We start from the raw sequence: 18,522 nt of genomic DNA, 5'->3' as shown, positions 1-18,522 counted from the left end.
TCGTCTGACTGCACCGTAGGTTTCAGGTTCTACCTGGGCGGCAGCAGATTTTCCAGGCGGACCCACTGCATGGCGGGTGTTGCGTTCTCCCACTGCACATATGCCAACGGCGGCTTCATTTCGACGACCATTCCGACCAGCAGGTTGCGGCCATCCCGCCACATCGCAGCCACCCGGTCACCAGGCCGGAGCCGGCCACGGAACGCCGCTAGGGCCTCCTCATCGGCTTGGCGCCGGATTTCCTGCTGGTGCAGGACCTCAGCTCGCTGCGTCGCTTCCGTCGCCTTCTGTCGGGCCTGGGCCTCCTCCTGCGCGATGGCGGTGGGCAGCTTCGCCTTGGCCTGCTCCACCAATGACTCAGGATCGAAACCCTCCTCGAAGGCGGCGATGAAGGCGCGCAACTGCTGCGGGGTGCCGGCTCTGGCGAACAGATGTCGGTACTCGAGCAACGGCACCGATTCCCTGGCCAGCTCGACGGCCTTGGACTCGCTGACGGCGGCATCGAGGGCGGGCTGATCGATCGAAACGGTGAAGGACGTATTACCTGACGCTGCATCTGTTGCCGTCAGGATGCCAAGGGTCAAGACGCCCCGGAGCAGGGTGGCGGCGGCCGCCGAGCCCTTGTTGACCGAGTAGAAGGCGGAATTGCACTCCAGGTAGCCGAACTCGCCCCGGTCCTTCATCTTGGTCAGGCACTGCCGCCTGCCTCCAGGGACCGGCTGGGTCATCACCCGGGTGGAACTGCTCGGTAACGAAATATCGACCCGTTCCGTGGCTGGATCCTTGAGATCGCCCGTCAGGCTGGCCGACCACCGCCCATCGACATGCTGCAGATAGATGGGGACGGCCTTCAACACTGAGCCCGGCCGGTAGCCCGCAACCGGCTGAACGTGGTCGCCGTTTCCCACCTGCTGGGCCGCGGCCGGCAGTCCCGTCACCAGCCCCCAGCATAAGATCCACGGGGCTAGGCGCGGCATGGTCAGTGCGCCCCGTTGTTTTTCAGCAAAGCGACGATATCTTGTCGTCCGCTACTCTCAGCAATGACCAGGGGAGTCGATCCTGGAGACCCGCTATTCAGGTCGACGCCGGCGCCGGTGATGAAGAGGTCGACCGCCAGGGCATCGCCGCGGCGGATCGCCGCCACGAACTGCTCCTGGTTGAAGTATTGCAGCCCCATGGCCGTCAGCTCCTTGCGGGCGTCCGCGGCGGTGAGCTTCTTGCCGGTGGCGCTTGCGGCCGCTTGCTGCGCCACCAACTGCTGACGGGCTTCGCGCTGCTGCATCAGCGCCGTCCGCAGTTGAGCCAACTCCGGGGGAAGGGCTCTCGGGTCGATCTGCTGTCCCGGCACAGCCGGGGCAGGCTGTACCGTCGCCAATGCCGCGGGAGCCTGGGCCACCACTACGGCCTGGGTGGCCGGCCGCGGCAGATCATCCTCCACGACCACTCGGCCGGCCAGATCCTTCGGGTGCAGTTGCACCAGCTTGAAGGCCATGCCGGCGCCCTGCAGATTGCCTTCCAGGCGTCCCAGCAGCTTGTTGATCGCGCCGCTGCTGTCGCCCAGACCCACGGCGCTACCCATCGCCCGACCGAGCATCGCCGCCAGGACGTTCGGATTGGAATTGCCCGCCCCGGACTGCTGGCCATAGATGGCGAAGTAGTTGATGCGGTATCCCGCGGCGTAGGGGAATAGGCAGACCCGGTGGTAGGTCTTCTCGCCGTACTTCGCCATGGACGAATCGATCCCCTCGATGGAGAACAGCTCGCCGGCGCAGTTCGGCTTGGGGCCGCCGCTCAGCCGGCGCCCCAGGGTCATCTGGGCAGGATAGTCGGGGAAGACGGACGGCGGGATGCCCTGACGCACCTGGGCATCGCGGGCGTAGAGATGAATGGCATCGAGGACGGCGGTTTCGATGGCATCAACTTTGAGGTCCTTGCCGGGCACGTCATAGACGGCATACACCGTCTTTTCCCGGTAGGTGGAGCCGCTGAGCTCGGTCAGGATGTTCTGAGCCTGGACCGGAAAGCCAGCGACGGCGATGGTCAACACCGCCAGGAGGCGAAGCAGTTTCATGGTCGTTCCTGAAACTCGCTCCCACCGTTCCCGGTAGGGAATGGCGGAACGAAGAGGGTTAAGTAGATGACATAGCGATTCTACCGAATGAGATTTAAAAACAGTAGAGTAATGCGCTGTAGATACAAAACCCGTAGGCGGCCACTCTCCAGACCACTATGGGTACGAGAGATCAAACAATTGGGGAGGCGCGCCAGCGCGTTGCCGAAAACCTCCGGCGCTTACGCAAGGAACGCGGACTGAGCCAGGAGGCAATGGCCGAGTTGGCGGAATTCCACAGGACCTACGTGTCGCAGCTGGAGCGCTGCGTCACGAACATCTCGCTTGATGGATTGGAGCGGCTGGCGAATGCCTTGCATGTCGACGTGCTCGATCTTCTGGCGCATACCGAGGGGCCCGGCCAGGGCGGCGAGGGTTCCCAGCCAAAGGCAAAAGGGCAATCCCGACGTTCGGCCGGCTCGGCATAGGGCGGTCTTATGCCAACGCCCTACCGCATTCACAAACTGTTCCCGCCTCGCCGGAATGTCCAGGGGATTACCCACCCCGTGGCCTGTACCCTGCACGGCATCCTGAAATTCGACTGTCCCGACTCGCCACACCTGGTGTACAACGAGTTCGCGGCCATGCGGCTGGCGCAGGCGCTACGTGTGCCGGTCGCTGACGGCGTGCTTACCGTCGCCGCCGACGGCTATGCCTATGCCAGCCTCGAGGTGGCGCTGCCCGGCCTGGACCTGCCGGACATGCGCAAGTCGGATTACCGGAAAGTGGCCGCCCGGTACCCCGAGGCAGCGGCCGCAATCCTGGCGTTCGATTATTGGATCGGCAACCGGGATCGTGGCGGCAACATCAAGGCGGCGATGTTGAGCGAGCACCTGCCGCTGTTCCGCGCCTTCGACCATCAGTTCGCGCTGCTTGACGTCGAGCAGGACCCAGCCCGAAGTGTCGAGCGCCTGAAGAGCACCGAGCCCATCGTCAAATTCCACCCTTTCCAGGGGCTTGTCGAGAAGACCCGGTTGGAACAGTGGCTGGTTCGCATCGCCTGCCTACCGGATGACACCCTGCGGAACTGCTGTGTCTTCGGCCAGGCATTCCGGACCGTCCTGCCGGAAACCCAGGAAGCCCTCTACCAAGCTTTGTCAGTGCGATCCCGGCGCCTGTCGGAAATCATCCCCGCCGCGGCGATGCGACCATGACCACCCGCGAGGTAACTTGCTGGACGATCCGCTATGCGGCCGACCCCTTCCGCCAGGAGCATCGGAATATCGGCGTGCTCGTCCATGGTCAGGGCGAGACGCACCTGGCCATGCTGGGCGACCAACCTTCAGGCGATTCCGATGCGCGTTATTTCTGCCGCGCATTCGGCTATGGCGAGGCTGTCAGCTGGGTATTTCGTGAATGGGAGCGCTGGTTCAAGGCGCTGGCGATGGAGGCCCGGACGGCCGCCGAAATTCAGGACGAACTGAACCATTTGGCGAAATCCGGTGCCCGCTTCGACGCCGGCGAACCCATCAACGCAATCGTCCCAGCCGGGGAAAGTCCGCTTGTTGTGGCCCGGCGGCTATTTGGCAGCATGGTCACGGTGCCGAAGATTCCGAAGCGATCCACCTTTCAGCATGACGTCGATGATACCTTCCGCCGCTCGGAACTCGAATTCGTCTCGACCTTCCATCGCGATGTCGAGCTGGAAATCGAAGTGCCCGGACAGCCTCAATTTGTCCGCTTGGCGGCTTTCGTTGAGGCGCCGGTGCCACTGGGAATCAAGCTGCTGCGGTTCAATGGCAGGACGGCGGCAGAAGTGGCCGACCAGGCGAACGACGTCCTGTACGGATTCGCGGCCTTGACGGCCCATGGGATACTGGGACGCGATCGCTGCATCGTCCTTCACGACGAACCCAAAGCCCGACTTGCCCACCTGTTGCAGCGGATCGCGGGGGCCGCGATGCTTTTGCCCCTCAACGATCCGGAGACGCCCCACGCGTTACGCCGACTTGTCCATGCCGACTAACCCAGCCAAGGCATAGGCCCACCGCAGCTTTTCCAGGGGCTTGAGGCGTTTCAGCGCAACTTCAGCCTGAGCGGCTTCCCGGTGCGTGTCGTAGCGGATGCGCGCGACGACCCGGATGGGCCGGTTCATGCGCGTGTATTTGGCGCCCTTGCCTGCGACGTGTTGCTCAAACCGCGCATCCACATCCAGCGCGATGCCGGTGTAGATGCCTCCGCCCTTGCATTCGAGCATATAGAGCCACCACGGCTGACCGCTGGCGTATGGATTTTTCCGAACGGTAAGTTCGCCAGCCATCAGGGTTCGTCCCCGCCGCCCAGTGGTTTGCGTTCGATCTCCATGACCAGGCGGGGATCCAGCATGTTGAGATACTTGATCGCGGTCGTATCGGTGATGCCAAACGCTCGCACCAAGACCTTGGGAAGTCGCAGGCCATTTTGATAGGCGTTATAGATTGATGTTGCAAACAACTGATCGGAGCTGACGCCCGCCTTTTTCAACCAACCGGATACCGATTCGGCACTCAGGTGACTGCCTAACTGCCGTCCCGGAAAGAGATACGGATTTTCGTCGGCATGGTCCAGAGCAACCAGTGTTTGCCGCACGTTCAAATAGCGATCGAGTATCGCGCTGATCCGAGCATCCAGGTGGATTTCCGCGCGGCCAAATGCTATGCGATAACGCCCGTCAGCCCGTTGGATGAGTGCATCCAGACGAAGCCGAACACAGTTCTTGACCGTCTGGGCATAGAGCAGCATGAACAGGCCGATGAGGGACTGCCGAAGCGTCTCATCAGTCGGCGTCATCCACGCTTGAATGAGCGCAGTGGATTTTTCGCGGGGCAGGAAAATCCCTTCCGGCACACTCCGGGCAACTGTCTTCAGGCGCAGGCGCTGAAAGAGTTTTTCCTTCCGGTTCAGGTATCGGACGAAGGCACGGATTGAGACGGCCAGTCCAGGATAGTCCATGAAGAACTTGTCCAGCATCTCTGGCGTCGTCTGCTGAATCATCTGGACACCTATGGCATCCAGCGTTTCGCATAAACGCCGAGCCGCCCGGAGGTTGAGCGTAATCGAGCGCGCCTTCATCCGGGTATCTTCCCCTTTCCAGCCCCGGCTGTCGTATCGGGCGCGGACAGTCAGCAGGTGATTCCGGTAGCGTGCCATGACTGGGGCATACCACTTGCCATCCAGCTTGGCGATCATGGCTTCCTGCCTGATGGATTCAGCCTCGTCCTGCAGGAGACTGCGCGTTGTCTCGGGGATGATTCGGTGCTTCAGGAGATAGCCATAGGGCACGGTGTATCGACGGAGCCCATCCAAGCCGCCGACGCTTTTCAACAGCGCGACCGGCGTGATTTCTGTAGGTTTGCTGAAGGCGAGATCAAGCCGGACGAAGAAGAGGTAGTAGCTGTTGATTCGATGCACTAGCTTTTCTGGATTCATTGCCTCCAGGGTCTCTGCACCAAATCCCAGCCAGGCTTCCCGGGTCCATGCATGACTAAAAAGGGGAGCATATTCCTCGACACGGCTTTTCGCCGTATCGCGAACGTAGCACTTCTGGCAACGCCTTCTACTATGGCGTATTCCTTCCTGGCCACAGGTTGGGCACACGAAAGGTTTTCCGGCCGCACTCAAACAGGTTTTGCATATAGGCTTGCCGTCAGCGGTCACGCCGACAGGCAGCCTGTCTTTCCGGCAGATGCTGCAGCTCTTGTAGCCTTTATGGCGCCGGAAACACCTGCCGCAGAGACGGCGCCGCCCAGTTTCTGTCTGTACGCCGGTAAGAACCTTCTCCATTGCCCCACATTGATCGCAGGCCTGCGGTTCACGGTAATACTTGGCGCAGGGGCCGCAGACAGCACCGCCATCGACCAAGCGCCCAGCCTTGCGCACTGGCTTGCCGCAACGCACGCAGGTGCGGTTGAGGGCACGGCAGACCTTGCAGAGCGGCTCCCCTTGGTCATTGAGCATGCGCGTCTGCTTTCCGCACTTGCCACAAGGGGCGTAGGGAATCCGCTGGCTGCAGGTGTCGCACAAGGCCTTCCCGTTCCGGACGAGACGCGCCTTGGCCATCGGACGGCTGCATTCATCGCAACAGGTATGAGCAGAGGTCGCCATGTAGGAACGCTATTTCACTTCTTCGGTGGGACCGAGAAGGGGCGTACCCTGGGGCCACCGGCATCGTCCGGATCGACTGCTTCCGAGGCGGGGCGCGCCGGTTTGCGCTTACGGGTGGGGGTGGCCGCCGGCGCTGGGCTTGGCGCAACTTCCTCACCACCTTGAGGCGCAGAACTCGGCTGCTCAACACGGCCCTCCGCGGGCATGAGATCGTCTAGGGTTCCCCCCAGGACTTTAAGCAAAGCCTCCAGTAGCGCGGTTTTCACCTGGGCCGGTCGCTCGTCCACAATTCGGGAGAGTTGGGCGCTGGTGATGTCGTAGCCGATCGCGTCGAGCCGTCGCTTGAGTTCCGTGGCGGTCGGTATTCGGTTTTCCGCCATCCGCACGCGGAGGCGCCAACCAAGTCTGATATTGGGCGTATCGCTCATTCTTTCTTCTCCTGTGTGTTGAGCGCGTCATCGAGCTCGCGGGAGACGACGCTGCTGATTTCGTCGTCGACCATAACGTCGGGGACGTGCATATAGCCTTGTGTCGTTGCCGCAGAAGCGTGGCCATGCTTCCGACGAACCATCTCGATGCTGAAGCGCAAGGATTCGTGGGTAACGCTCGAGTGGCGCAGACAGTGTGGCGTCAGTCCTTCGCCTTCCAGGCCGCAATAGCGAGTTGCGATTTTGAAGCGTGCGTCGGCGCTGGACGACTTGAGACGAGTTCCCCGCTCCGAGAGGAACAAGGCTTCCTCATTGGGGTCCGCTCGATGAAGGAATTCAGGGCGGACTCTTGTGATGTACCAGTCCATGAGCTCAGGGAAGTCAGGATGGGTGACCGGTACGGTCCGAAAGCGCTTCCCACTTCCCCGGCTTCCCTTGCCCCAGACCTTGATGAATCCATAGGGGCCAAGTTCAGGTAAAGCTGGATTCGGCGCAAACGAATTTACGTTTAGGTTGAGGCCTTCGGAAATCCTGAGCCCTCCGGAGTAGAGGGTGAAAAAGAAAGTACGGTCCCGACGAAGAGGGTTGTAATCCTTGGTCCTGAAGCGGCCGGCCTCGACAGAAGCGCGCCGCAGCCCGTCAAAAAACAACTCGATTTCCTCATGTGTGAAGGCTCGGCGCTCTTTGGAGGACTCCTTTTCGACGGTATGGGGGATGCAGCTCTCTTCCGTGCAAATCTGTCGTGGCTCGACGCCATACAAGCGCCGGATCTCGTTCCTGAACTTGACGTTCGTCGTGAGATATTCGAGGAAGGATCGGATCGAGCATTGGTAATGCCGCTGGGTGCTATTGGCCAACCGGCGCTCCAATCCGAGATGATCGCACCAGCAGTCAAATGCATCCTCATTCCAGAGCCAAGGCGGCAGACCTGAGTGGGCAGCAAACTCCCGCAGCACCGAGACGTCCCTGGCTACGGCTTTGTGGGTATGGCGCAGCGAGCCGATGCGGCGACGAGTCCATGCATCAATGATGGTCCCGAACAGTTCGGCATCTGCTGGCGCGAGAGCGCGCGAAGCGACATCGGATGTCGCCAGCACTATCTTCGGATTCGCCATTTCCCTCGTCCTCCTAGCCGCAAAAAACTGGAATTTCCAATATTGCTACCTGCAAGTGATGCAGGAATGGAACACATAATATCGGAAAGTGACGAGTAATGCAACATTCCTGCATTTGTTGTTTAAATCTCGAATCGCTCATCATCCGATGCTAACTATATGATTTATCGATGTTTCGAGGATTTCGGCAGGAGCTGGGATACTTCTAATGCTGTGACATCACTCACAGGATTCCTGCAAGTAATGCGACATTGGATACTTTGGGATTCCTTTATAGTCAGTGGGTTATCCGAATTTTTGCCTTGTTCGTTGCTACATTGGCTAAATCAGAACTTCGTGCTTTCGTCCGGCATCACGTCTTCGAAGGCATCCAACCCAGCAAAGCGCCGCAACAGCGGAACGTCGTGCAGCGCCTCTTCCATCGCCGGATCAGAGTAGCCAAACCATTGCTGCATGAAGTGAATCCGCAACATCGTGCCCAACGGCATCGGTGGCCGACCGTTTCCCTTCTTTGGGTAGAACGGTTCGATCAGTGCTTCCAGGCGAGACCATGGAACAACCGTTTCCATCTCCGCCAGGAACACCGCCTTTCGGGTTTGCTTGCCCGCTTTCGGCAGGAAACCCGTCTCAGCCAGGCTCAGTTGCTTCATCGATTTCATCTGTCTCATCAACGCAATGACAATGCCGTCATTTTCTCAAATCACGCTGCATAACGGTCACTTATGCAGACTTTCCCTAAGGTCAAACAAGCTGCCGAAGCTGGCGCCAAACTGGCCCGGCGTATGGCCCAGGTTGGCAATTTCAGCAAATTGCGGCAGGCACGGGAACAAGCTTTTTACGCCGATGCCGCCCTGAACCTGGCGCGAGCCGAACAATCGACCGTTGCCGCCCGCGAGCGCCTGGCCCGTGTACTCGGCGTGGCAGAGCGCAGTCAGATCAAATTGCCTGACCGGCTCCCCGATTTGCCGAAAGAACCCAACGAGCTTGGCGGCCTTGAACAGCAGGCACTCGACCAGCGTCTCGATTTGCAGGCGATTCGCTTGGAAACGGAAGCGCTGGCCAAGAACCTGGGGTTGACCCAAGCGACCCGTTTGATCAATGTCCTGGAAGTTGGCCCTGCCCGTGTTCTCGAAGGTGAACGGAACAGTGGCTATAAGAAAGGCTACGAGATCAGCTTCGAGTTGCCGATCTTCGATTGGGGTGGCGCCAAGGTGGCCAAGGCCGAATCCGTATACATGCAGGCTATCGAGCGCGCTGCCGAGGTCGCCACCAACGTCCGCTCGGAGGTACGTGAGGCCTATCACGCCTATCGTACCAATTACGACATCGCACGGCATTACCGCGATGAGATCGTTCCGCTCAACAAGCGCATTTCCGACGAGAGCATGCTGCGCTACAACGGCATGCTGATCGGTGTCTTCGATCTCCTGGCCGATGCGCGGTCGCAGATTGGTAGCGTGAACAGCTATATCGAAACCCTGCGCGATTTCTGGATTGCCCAAGGGGATCTGGAGATGTCGCTGATCGGCAAGCCCTCCCTGAATGCCGCCACCCGCGCCAGCATCGCCGCTAGCGGCCGGGCCGACCATTGAATCCGAAGGACAGAAACATGACTTCTCGTCGCGATTTTTTCAAGAATCTGGGTATTGCTGGCGGCGCAGTCGCTGCCGCTTCAGTGAGTTCCGTGGCCATGGCTGCCTTGCCCGAACTGATCAGCATGGACAAGCCGGATACCGCACCACCGTGGCAGCCGCCCGGCGGTCGTCCCTACAACCCGGTCGTTACGCTGAACGGCTGGACATTGCCCTGGCGCATGAAGAATGGCGTCAAGGAGTTTCATCTGGTTGCCGAGCCGGTCGTTCGCGAAATTGCACCGGGCATGAAGGCGCATCTCTGGGGCTACAACGGCCAGAGTCCGGGGCCGACCATCGAGGTCGTCGAGGGCGACCGGGTACGCATTTTTGTCACCAACCGCCTGCCGGAACACACGACCATCCACTGGCATGGGCAGCGCCTGCCGAATGGCATGGATGGTGTGGGCGGTCTCAATCAGAAGCAGATTCCCGTCGGTAAAACCTTCGTTTATGAGTTCGTTGCCCGGCGACCGGGAACCTTCATGTACCACCCGCATGCCGACGAAATGACGCAGATGGCCATGGGCATGATGGGCTTCTGGGTGACTCACCCCAAGAGCAATCATCCACTGATCGATACGGTCGACCGGGATTTCTGCTTCCTTCTGAACGCCTACGACATCGATCCGGGCAGCTATACGCCCAAGGTCAATACCATGCTCGATTTCAACCTGTGGACCTGGAACAGTCGCGCCTTTCCCGGCATCGACTCGTTCAACGTCCGCAAGGGGGACAAGGTGCGCATGCGCATCGGCAATCTGACCATGACCAACCACCCGATCCACTTGCACGGGCACGAGTTCGTCGTCAGCGGTACCGATGGCGGTCCGACGCCGGTTGGGTCGCGCTGGCCCGAGGTAACGACGGATGTCGCAGTCGGCCAGATGCGCCAGATCGAGTTCCTGGCCGATGAGGAAGGCGACTGGGCGGTTCATTGTCACAAGAGCCACCACACGATGAACGCCATGGGGCACGACGTGCCGACCATGATCGGCGTGGACCACCGGGGCGTCGTCAAGCAGATTACCGATCTGATTCCCGACTACATGGTGATGGGCGAACGCGGCATGGCCGACATGGGGGAAATGGAAATGCCGATACCCGACAATACCCTGCCGATGATGACCGGCCAGGGGCCTTATGGTGCGGTCGAGATGGGCGGCATGTTCTCCGTTCTCAAGGTGCGTCGCGATCAGAAACCCGGCGATTACAAGGATCCGGGCTGGTACAAACAACCCAAAGGAACGCAGGCCTATGAATGGACAGGACCGGTTGGCGACATCTCGCGCACGAATCACCCTGGATCGGGTGCGATGCCCGTGCGCGGACCTGTCGTCGAGCAGGAAGTGCAGGTTCGCAAACCCGCTGGCGGGCATGGACAGCACTAAAACCACAATCACACCCACGGAGATCAATCATGAATAAATTCTTAATCGGTGCCCTGGCTACCCTGAGTGTCGGTGCTGCAACCGGTGGCATCGTCGCCGCCTCGGGCATCGTCAACGTGGCAGCAAATGAGCCGCATAGCCCATTCGTCTATCAGGCCCTGGCTTTTGCCCGCGAACGTTCGATTGCCAGTCGCGTATCCGACATCAAGGTTCCTGATGATTTTGCCGACCCCGAGCGCGTACGGCGTGGTGCCGGAAACTACGCGGCCATGTGCGTGAATTGCCACCTGACGCCGGAAGTGACCGATTCGGAAATCCGTAAGGGTCTCTACCCGAAGCCACCGAATCTGTCGGCCAAATCCGAGACATCCCGCAATGCCGCCCGCGACTTCTGGATCATCAAGAACGGCATCAAGGCTTCCGGCATGCCGTCCTGGTCGTCAGGCGGGATGGAGGATGCCGCGATTTGGGATCTGGCGGCCTTCCTGCAAAAAATGCCGCTGATGGCAAAAGCGGATTACGAGCAACTGGTGGCGGCCAGCGATGGCCATTCCCATGGCGGATTGGCGGACCACGATCATGCGGGAGGCCATGAGGATCACCATGCCGAGCCAGTACAGCCTCCGCCTGCCGCCAAGGCAAAGAAAAATCATGACCATGGCAGCCACGACCATGGTAACCACAAGCATTAAACGGGTGCCAAAGATTACATAAATGTAATCCGCAGGTCAGCTGTTTGTTGGTCTGGGATCGGCATACTGCGCTCACCTCATCGAAACGGAGCAGATGTCATGAATCGATCCCTCTTAGCTCTTGCAATGCTCGCCCTTTTTGGGGTTGGCGCGACTACCGCTTCGGCGGCAGAGGTCATTGATGTCTACAAGAGCCCGAATTGCGGCTGTTGCGGCAAGTGGGTCGATCACATGAAGGATGCTGGCTTCGAAGTCCGCACCCACAGCGTCATGAATATCCCCTTGGCCCGCAAGACATTGGGCATGCCGGAGCGCTTCGGTTCCTGCCATACGGCCAAGGTAGGCGGCTATGTCGTCGAGGGGCATGTCCCGGCGGCCGATGTCCAGCGCCTGCTCAAGGAAAAGCCCAAGGCCGTCGGCATCGCGGTACCGTCGATGCCCCCCGGATCCCCCGGCATGGAAAGCGTCCGACCGGTTCCTTACAACACGCTGCTGGTTCAGGCCGGCGGAGAAGCTACTATTTTTGCCAAGCACTGATTCACACCCAACAGGAGAAACCCCATGAACAAGAACCTTATCGCCACCGCCCTGATTGCCTTTGCTTCGCTTGCCGGACTGCCTGCCTATGCGGCCGGTGACCATGCCGGTCATGGTGTGGCGCAAGCCGGTGCAGCAGAAATGCAGATGGTCGACGGCCAGGTCAAGAAAGTCGACAAGGCGGCCGGCAAGGTCACGCTCTCCCATGGCCCGCTGACCAACCTGAACATGCCGGCCATGACCATGGTCTTCAAGGTCAGTAATGCCGCATGGCTCGACCAGATGAAAACCGGGGATAAAATCCGTTTCATGGCTGATAACGTCAATGGTGCGATCACCGTTGTCCACTTCGAAGCGGCCAAATAACAAAAAATCCGGAGCGGTACTGGATTGCCTGGCGATCCGTACCGTTCCTTGACATCGAGTATCTGAGGGAGGTCGCATGCGTCGGTTCCGACACCTAACCATCATCACGCTATTCAGCGCGATCGGCTTCGGGGCGCCCGTCCTGGCGCAGGAAGTCGCGCCGGGTGCTAACGTCGATAGCCTGCTGAGCTACGCCAAGTCACGCAACCCGGAATTTGCCGCGATGCAGGCGGAAGCGGATGCTTCGGCGGAACGTGTGGTGCCGGCCGGCGCCTTGCCCGACCCCAAGTTCCGCACCGAGTTGCGCGACATCACCCGTTTTGGCGAGCAAAACGCAACGCTCTCGCCAAGCCGTGTCGGGAGCACCCGCTACCTCCTGATGCAGGACATCCCTTGGTATGGCAAGCGCGATCTCAAGCGCGAGATTGCCGAACTGGAAGCGGACGGTGCCAAAGGGCGTGCGTTGGGGGCTTGGGCCGATATTGCCGGGCGCATCAAGGTCAATTTTTCCCAACTTTATTACCTGCGGCAAAACGAGCGTCTGACTCGGGAAATCCTCGATTTGATGATGCGCCTGGAGAAGGTTGCCCAGGTTCGCTACGCCGGCGGGCTGGCCGCTCAGCAGGACGTCATTCGCGCTCAGGTCGAACAGACCAATATGCGCAACGAATTGATCGGTCTGGAATCCGAACAACAATATTTGCGGGCTCGCTTGAACGCCTTGCTGTCCCGCCCGACTACCGCCCAACTGGCCGAACCGAGCCAGTTACGCAAACTGCCGGCACCGGCCATGCTCGATTTCGCTGGGCTTGAAGAGCGGGTTCGCGCCAAGAACCCACAGCTTTTTGCCGATGAATCGAAAATCAAGGCAGCCGAAAAAACACGCGACCTGACCTTCAAGAACCGCTACCCCGATTTCACGCTGGGTGTATCGCCCATCCAGTATCAAAACACCATCAGGGAATGGGAATTGATGGTCGAACTGAATATCCCGCTGCAACAGGCGTCGCGTCGCTCCCAGGAGCGCGAATCGGAGTCGATGCTGAATGCCGCCCGCGCCCGCAAGGAAGCCACGACCAACCAGGTGACTGCCGATCTGGCGGAAAGCCTGGCAGGCCTGGAGGCGGCTCGCCGCACCGAGAACCTGCTGGCCAGCAGCCTGATTCCGCAATCGGAACTGACCTTCCAGGCGGCGCTGGCCGGCTATGAGACCGGCAAGGTGGACTTCGCCACCTTGCTCGACGCCCAGCGGCAAATCCGTCAGGCCAAACAAAATCAATTCAAGGCTCAGGTCGACGCCCAGGTGCGACTGGCCGAAATCGAACGACTGCTAGGGGAAGAACTATGAACAAGGGTGCTGGACTGAGCCTCGGGATATTGGCGGTTGCCATCGCGGCGGGTGGCGGATACTGGCTGGGCGGCAGCAAGAACGCAACGCACCAGGCTTCCGGCGCGCCCGCTGCCGTGGCCGCCAGCGAACCGGCCAAAAAAGAACGCAAGCTGCTCTACTACCGCAATCCGATGGGCTTGCCCGATACCTCGCCGGTACCCAAGAAAGACCCGATGGGGATGGACTATATCGCGGTCTACGAAGGCGAACAGGACGACGAACCGGCGGCGGCCAACCAGATCAAGATCAGTGTCGAGAAAGTGCAGAAGCTCGGCGTGCGCACCGAGGCCGCGCAATTGCGCGCACTCGACAAGGTTGTGCGGGCGGCGGGCCGGGTCGAACCCGACGAGCGCCGCATCTATGCGATATCCCCCAAGTTCGAGGGCTATGTCGAACGCTTGCACGTCAATGTCACCGGCCAGCCGGTCGGCAAGGGACAACCGCTGTTCGAGGTTTATAGCCCGGAACTGGTCTCGGCCCAGCGCGAATACGCGATTGCCGCCCAGGGGGTCGAATCCCTCAAGGGGGCTGGCGGCGCCGCTCAGGACGGCATGAAGCAACTGGCCGATTCCAGCTTGCTGCGTCTCAAGAACTGGGATATTTCGGAAGAGCAGGTCAAGGCGCTGGCCAAGTCGGGCGAAGCCCGCCGGGCGCTGACTTTCCGCTCACCGGTCGCCGGCATCGTGACCGAGAAGAAGGCGCTGCAAGGCATGCGCTTCATGCCGGGCGAAGCCCTTTATCAGGTGGCCGACCTGTCTGCCGTCTGGGTCGTTGCCGATGTGTTCGAACAGGACATCGGTCAAGTCAAAACGGGGGCCAAGGCGAAGGTGCGCATCAACGCCTACCCGGACAAGACTTTCGAAGGCACGATCACCTACGTCTATCCGACCCTGAAGGCGGAAACGCGAACGGTGCCGGTGCGTGTCGAATTGCCGAACCCGGGACAGCTTCTGAAGCCGGCGATGTTCGCCCAGGTTGAACTGCCGGTGGGCGGCAAGGGTGAGGTCGTGACCGTACCGACCTCGGCGGTCATCGACAGCGGTACCCGCCGCATCGTGCTGGTCCAGGCCAAGGAAGGCCGCTTCGAGCCGCGTGAGGTCAAGCTCGGGCAGCGTAGCGACAACTACGTCGAGGTGCAGGAAGGCGTCAGGAACGGGGAACCGGTGGTGGTCGCTGCCAACTTCCTGATCGATGCGGAAAGCAACCTGAAGGCGGCGGTCGGTGGCTTTGGCCATGCCAGCCATGGTGGCAGCGCACCCAAGCAGGATGCTGCCGCAGCAGCACCGGCCGGAGAACACGCCGGGCACCAGGAAAGCAAGCCAGCTGCCGTCGGCCATCAGGCAGAAGGTACGGTCGAGGGATTCGATGTCAAGGCCGGTACGATTTCCATTGCCCATGGGCCGGTTTCCAGCCTCAAGTGGCCGGGGATGACCATGGAGTTTACCCTGGCTAACCCGGGGTTGCTGTCCGGGATCAAACCGGGATTAGCGATCAGCTTCGAGTTCGTCGAACGCAAGCCGGGTGAATGGGTCATCACCACGATCAGACCTGGCGCCAGCAAGACCGCGAATCCTCACGCCGGACACTGATAGGGGTCGTCATGCTCGCCAAAATCATTGAATGGTCGGGGCGCAACCGCTTCCTGGTTCTGCTCGCCACCCTTTTCGTCACCATCGGCGGCATCTATGCCGTCATGAACACCCCTATCGACGCATTGCCGGACCTCTCCGACGTCCAGGTCATCGTCTACACCGAGTACCCGGGCCAAGCGCCGCAGGTAGTCGAGGATCAAGTGACCTATCCGCTCACCACCGCCTTACTGTCGGTATCGAAGTCCAAGGTGGTGCGGGGCTTCTCCGTGTTCGGCGCCTCGTTTGTCTACGTCATCTTCGAGGATGGCACGGACATCTACTGGGCGCGCTCCCGGGTGCTGGAGTACCTCAACTTCGCTTCAGGGCGTCTCCCCAAGGGGGTAACCCCGTCACTCGGACCAGACGCTACCGGGGTCGGCTGGGTCTACCAGTACGCCTTGCTCGCCAAGGAAAAGACCCTGGCGGAACTGCGCACGATCCAGGACTGGTTTGTACGTTATCAACTGACCAAGGCCCACGGTGTCTCTGAGGTCGCTTCGGTCGGCGGGTTTGTCCAGACCTACCAGGTCACCGTCGATCCGGTGAAGTTAAGGGCCTATGGCGTTCCTCTGACGAAGGTGACCCAGGTAATCCGTGACTCCAATCGCGACGTCGGCGGTCGGGTGGTGGAAATGGCTGAGACCGAGTATGTCGTACGTGGCAAAGGCTACCTGCGCGGCAAGGCTGACCTTGAAAATCTGGTGGTCAAGAGCGAGGGCGGTACGCCGGTCTTGGTACGCGACATCGCTCGCGTCGAACTGGCTCCTGACGAGCGCCGCGGCCTCACCGAACTTAATGGCGAGGGCGAGGTGGTTTCCGGTATCGCCATGGCCCGCTACGGTCAGAATGCCCTGGAGGTGATCCACAACCTGAAGGCCAAGATCGTTGAGATCGGTGCAGGGTTGCCGGATGGGGTGAGCATCGAGACGGTCTATGACCGTTCCGAGTTGATCCACCGCGCCATTGAGACCCTGAAGCACACACTGGCCGAGGAATCCATCATTGTTGCCCTGGTCTGCATCGTTTTCTTGCTCCACCTGCGTTCTGCCTTGGTCGCTATCCTCATGCTCCCAGTAGGCGTGCTGATTGCCTTCATCGCTATGCGCTCGTTGGGCATGAATTCGAACCTAATGAGTCTGGGCGGCATTGCCATCGCCATTGGCGCCATGATCGATGCGGCCATCGTCATGATCGAGAACGCCCACAAACACCTGGAGCGTCTGCCGGAAGACCATACGACCACGGACCGGGCCAACGCCATGATCGACGCCTGCAAGGAAGTCGGACCGGCGCTGTTCTTTTCGCTGCTGATCATCACCGTTTCCTTTCTACCGGTGTTTACGCTAGAGGGACAGGAAGGGCGGCTCTTCTCGCCGCTGGCCTATACCAAGACCTTCTCCATGGCTGGTGCCGCGCTTCTCTCGGTGACGCTGGTGCCGGTACTGATGATTCTGTTCATCCGCGGCAAGATCATGCCGGAAGCGAAGAACCCGGTGAACCGCTTCCTGATCTGGATCTATCGCCCCATCATCGCCTGGGTAATGCGCTGGAAAAAGACCACCATCGTCGCCGCGCTGCTGGCACTGGCCATCTCGGTCTACCCCGCTGCGCAGCTAGGTAGCGAGTTCATGCCGACCCTGAACGAAGGAACGTTGCTCTACATGCCGGCCTCGCTGCCGGGGATGTCGATCACCAAGGCAGCCGAACTCATGCAGACCCAGAACAAGATCATCAAGAGCTTTCCGGAAGTCGCCTCAGTCTACGGTAAGGCCGGGCGTGCCAACACCGCTACCGACCCGGCGCCGACCGAGATGTTCGAAACGGTAATCAATCTGAAACCCGAGTCGGAATGGCGGACGGGGCTGACCATTGACGGCCTCATTGCCGAGATGGACAAGGCCCTGCAATTCCCCGGGGTCGCCAACGCCTGGACGATGCCCATCAAGGCGCGCATTGACATGCTCTCAACCGGCATTCGTACGCCGATCGGCATTAAGGTTTTCGGCAAGGATCTGGGCGAAATCGAGCGGGTGGCCAAAGAGATCGAGGCAGTGGTGAAGCAGATCCCCGGCACGACGTCGGCGTTTGCCGAGCGCGTCACCGGCGGTTTCTACATCAACATCGAACCTGACCGGGAACAGCTCGCCCGTTACGGATTGGCCGTCGGAGATCTGCAGGACGTGATCGGCACGGCCCTGGGTGGCGAGATGGTCACCACCACGGTCGAAGGCCGGGAACGCTTCGGTGTGACTGTCCGTTATCCACGGGAATTGCGTAGCGATCCCCAATTGATCGCCCGCGAAGTCGTGGTGCCGACCATGAGCGGTGCCATGATTCCGCTCGGTCAACTAGCCAAGGTGGAAGTCGCCAAGGGCGCGCCGAGCATCCGCACCGAGAACGCCTTGCTGTCGGCCTACATTTACGTGGACATCCGTGACCGTGATATCGGTAGTTACGTGGCAGACGCCAAGAAGGCGGTGGCCGCGCAGGTGAAACTCCCGGCCGGCTACTACGCGACCTGGAGCGGCCAGTTCGAAAATATGGAGCGGGCCAAAGAGAAAATGAAAGTTGTCATTCCGGTGACGCTCCTCATCATCTTTCTGCTTCTTTACCTCAACTTCCAGCGCCTGACCGAGACCTTCATTGTCATGCTCTCGGTGCCTTTCGCCTTGGTAGGCGGGGTATGGCTGATGTGGCTTCTGAAGTACAACGTTTCGGTCGCCGTGGCGGTGGGCTTCATCGCTCTGGCCGGTGTGGCGGCGGAAACCGGGGTGGTGATGCTCATCTATCTCGACCACGCCTGGCAGGAAGCGAAGGACAAATGTCGGTTCGAAGGGCGCACCCCGACGGTCAGTGACCTCTACAACGCCATCATGGAAGGGGCGGTCGAGCGGGTGCGGCCCAAGATGATGACCGTAGTGGCCATCATGGCCGGCCTTCTGCCCATCATGTGGGGAACCGGCACCGGATCCGAGGTCATGAGTCGTATCGCAGCGCCAATGGTCGGCGGCATGATTTCCTCGACGGTGCTGACTCTGGCCGTAATTCCGGCGATCTATGCCCTGGTCAAGCAGTGGCGCTTGAAACGCGGGAAAGAATGATTTTTTCTAAGCAACGGAGGTTGTCATGTTGAAGAAGTGTTTGGTTG

17 protein-coding genes and 1 pseudogene are annotated in these 18,522 nt (G+C 60.3%); 11 read left to right on the top strand and 7 right to left on the bottom strand.

The window, feature by feature from the left end; translation table 11 throughout:
- Positions 1-29: 29 nt before the first annotated feature.
- Both AB6Q56_RS23120 and AB6Q56_RS23115 read right to left on the bottom strand, forming a co-directional pair.
- On the bottom strand, positions 30-977 hold the full coding sequence (locus AB6Q56_RS23120; protein WP_434517253.1) for a hypothetical protein: 948 nt from the start codon (positions 975-977) through the stop codon (positions 30-32).
- Between the two features lie 2 nt (positions 978-979).
- Positions 980-2,071, bottom strand: coding sequence for an ankyrin repeat domain-containing protein (locus AB6Q56_RS23115; protein WP_079434303.1), 1,092 nt, complete (start codon positions 2,069-2,071; stop codon positions 980-982).
- A 158-nt stretch (positions 2,072-2,229) separates the two neighbouring features.
- Between AB6Q56_RS23115 and AB6Q56_RS23110 the strand changes: the two genes are divergently transcribed.
- From AB6Q56_RS23110 to AB6Q56_RS23100, 3 genes are read left to right on the top strand one after another with little or no spacing between them, the layout of a single operon-like run.
- Positions 2,230-2,538, top strand: coding sequence for a helix-turn-helix domain-containing protein (locus AB6Q56_RS23110; RefSeq protein ID WP_079434302.1), 309 nt, complete (start codon positions 2,230-2,232; stop codon positions 2,536-2,538).
- 9 nt (positions 2,539-2,547) lie between these two features.
- The gene (locus AB6Q56_RS23105; protein WP_139379467.1) at positions 2,548-3,264 is read left to right on the top strand and encodes a HipA domain-containing protein; all 717 of its coding nucleotides are present in this window, start codon (positions 2,548-2,550) and stop codon (positions 3,262-3,264) included.
- Entirely contained in the window at positions 3,261-4,076 is an 816-nt protein-coding gene (locus tag AB6Q56_RS23100) for a hypothetical protein (RefSeq protein WP_079434300.1), read from the top strand. Before AB6Q56_RS23105 ends, AB6Q56_RS23100 begins: the two co-directional genes overlap by 4 nt.
- On the opposite strand, the gene AB6Q56_RS23095 is transcribed toward AB6Q56_RS23100, so the two are convergent.
- The 5 genes and pseudogenes from AB6Q56_RS23095 to AB6Q56_RS23075 all read right to left on the bottom strand — a co-directional run.
- On the bottom strand, positions 4,050-4,370 hold the full coding sequence (locus AB6Q56_RS23095; RefSeq protein WP_079434299.1) for a GIY-YIG nuclease family protein: 321 nt from the start codon (positions 4,368-4,370) through the stop codon (positions 4,050-4,052). The genes AB6Q56_RS23100 and AB6Q56_RS23095 overlap by 27 nt on opposite strands.
- On the bottom strand, positions 4,370-6,046 hold the full coding sequence (locus AB6Q56_RS23090; protein ID WP_139379466.1) for a hypothetical protein: 1,677 nt from the start codon (positions 6,044-6,046) through the stop codon (positions 4,370-4,372). Before AB6Q56_RS23090 ends, AB6Q56_RS23095 begins: the two co-directional genes overlap by 1 nt.
- A gap of 161 nt (positions 6,047-6,207) precedes the next feature.
- Positions 6,208-6,621: a helix-turn-helix domain-containing protein gene (locus AB6Q56_RS23085; protein WP_079434297.1), complete on the bottom strand. Its 414-nt coding sequence runs from the start codon at positions 6,619-6,621 to the stop codon at positions 6,208-6,210.
- Positions 6,618-7,736, bottom strand: coding sequence for a tyrosine-type recombinase/integrase (locus AB6Q56_RS23080; RefSeq protein WP_434517252.1), 1,119 nt, complete (start codon positions 7,734-7,736; stop codon positions 6,618-6,620). Before AB6Q56_RS23080 ends, AB6Q56_RS23085 begins: the two co-directional genes overlap by 4 nt.
- Positions 7,737-8,071: 335 nt before the next feature.
- Positions 8,072-8,386 (bottom strand): annotated as a pseudogene (locus AB6Q56_RS23075) (transposase); the annotation flags it as partial.
- A 72-nt stretch (positions 8,387-8,458) separates the two neighbouring features.
- On the opposite strand from AB6Q56_RS23075, the gene AB6Q56_RS23070 reads away from it, so the two are divergent.
- The 8 genes from AB6Q56_RS23070 (at position 8,459) to AB6Q56_RS23035 (ending at position 18,475) form a co-directional block, all read left to right on the top strand.
- Positions 8,459-9,328: a TolC family protein gene (locus AB6Q56_RS23070; RefSeq protein WP_434517251.1), complete on the top strand. Its 870-nt coding sequence runs from the start codon at positions 8,459-8,461 to the stop codon at positions 9,326-9,328.
- Between the two features lie 17 nt (positions 9,329-9,345).
- The gene (locus tag AB6Q56_RS23065; RefSeq protein ID WP_434514503.1) at positions 9,346-10,758 is read left to right on the top strand and encodes a multicopper oxidase family protein; all 1,413 of its coding nucleotides are present in this window, start codon (positions 9,346-9,348) and stop codon (positions 10,756-10,758) included.
- Positions 10,759-10,787: 29 nt separating this feature from the next.
- Positions 10,788-11,450 (top strand): c-type cytochrome, encoded by a 663-nt coding sequence (locus tag AB6Q56_RS23060; protein WP_434514502.1) that lies wholly within the window; start codon positions 10,788-10,790, stop codon positions 11,448-11,450.
- Between the two features lie 99 nt (positions 11,451-11,549).
- Positions 11,550-11,987, top strand: a complete 438-nt coding sequence (locus AB6Q56_RS23055; RefSeq protein ID WP_434514501.1) for a DUF411 domain-containing protein — start codon at positions 11,550-11,552, stop codon at positions 11,985-11,987.
- Positions 11,988-12,011: 24 nt separating this feature from the next.
- The gene (locus AB6Q56_RS23050) at positions 12,012-12,353 is read left to right on the top strand and encodes a copper-binding protein (RefSeq protein ID WP_434514500.1); all 342 of its coding nucleotides are present in this window, start codon (positions 12,012-12,014) and stop codon (positions 12,351-12,353) included.
- Positions 12,354-12,429: 76 nt separating this feature from the next.
- Positions 12,430-13,701 carry a TolC family protein gene (locus tag AB6Q56_RS23045; protein ID WP_434514499.1) on the top strand — a complete coding sequence of 424 codons (1,272 nt, stop codon included), beginning with the start codon at positions 12,430-12,432 and terminating at the stop codon, positions 13,699-13,701.
- Positions 13,698-15,332: an efflux RND transporter periplasmic adaptor subunit gene (locus AB6Q56_RS23040; RefSeq protein ID WP_434517250.1), complete on the top strand. Its 1,635-nt coding sequence runs from the start codon at positions 13,698-13,700 to the stop codon at positions 15,330-15,332. Before AB6Q56_RS23045 ends, AB6Q56_RS23040 begins: the two co-directional genes overlap by 4 nt.
- An 11-nt stretch (positions 15,333-15,343) precedes the next feature.
- A complete protein-coding gene (locus AB6Q56_RS23035) occupies positions 15,344-18,475 on the top strand; it encodes an efflux RND transporter permease subunit (protein WP_434517249.1) in 3,132 nt (1,043 codons plus the stop codon).
- Positions 18,476-18,522: the final 47 nt, after the last annotated feature.

Origin of the sequence: Dechloromonas sp. ARDL1 (assembly GCF_051122455.1) — a bacterium.
In the GTDB taxonomy this organism is placed as follows: domain Bacteria; phylum Pseudomonadota; class Gammaproteobacteria; order Burkholderiales; family Rhodocyclaceae; genus Azonexus.
The sequence above is the reverse complement of the archived record's forward strand: the minus strand, read 5'-3'. Positions and strand labels throughout refer to the sequence as shown.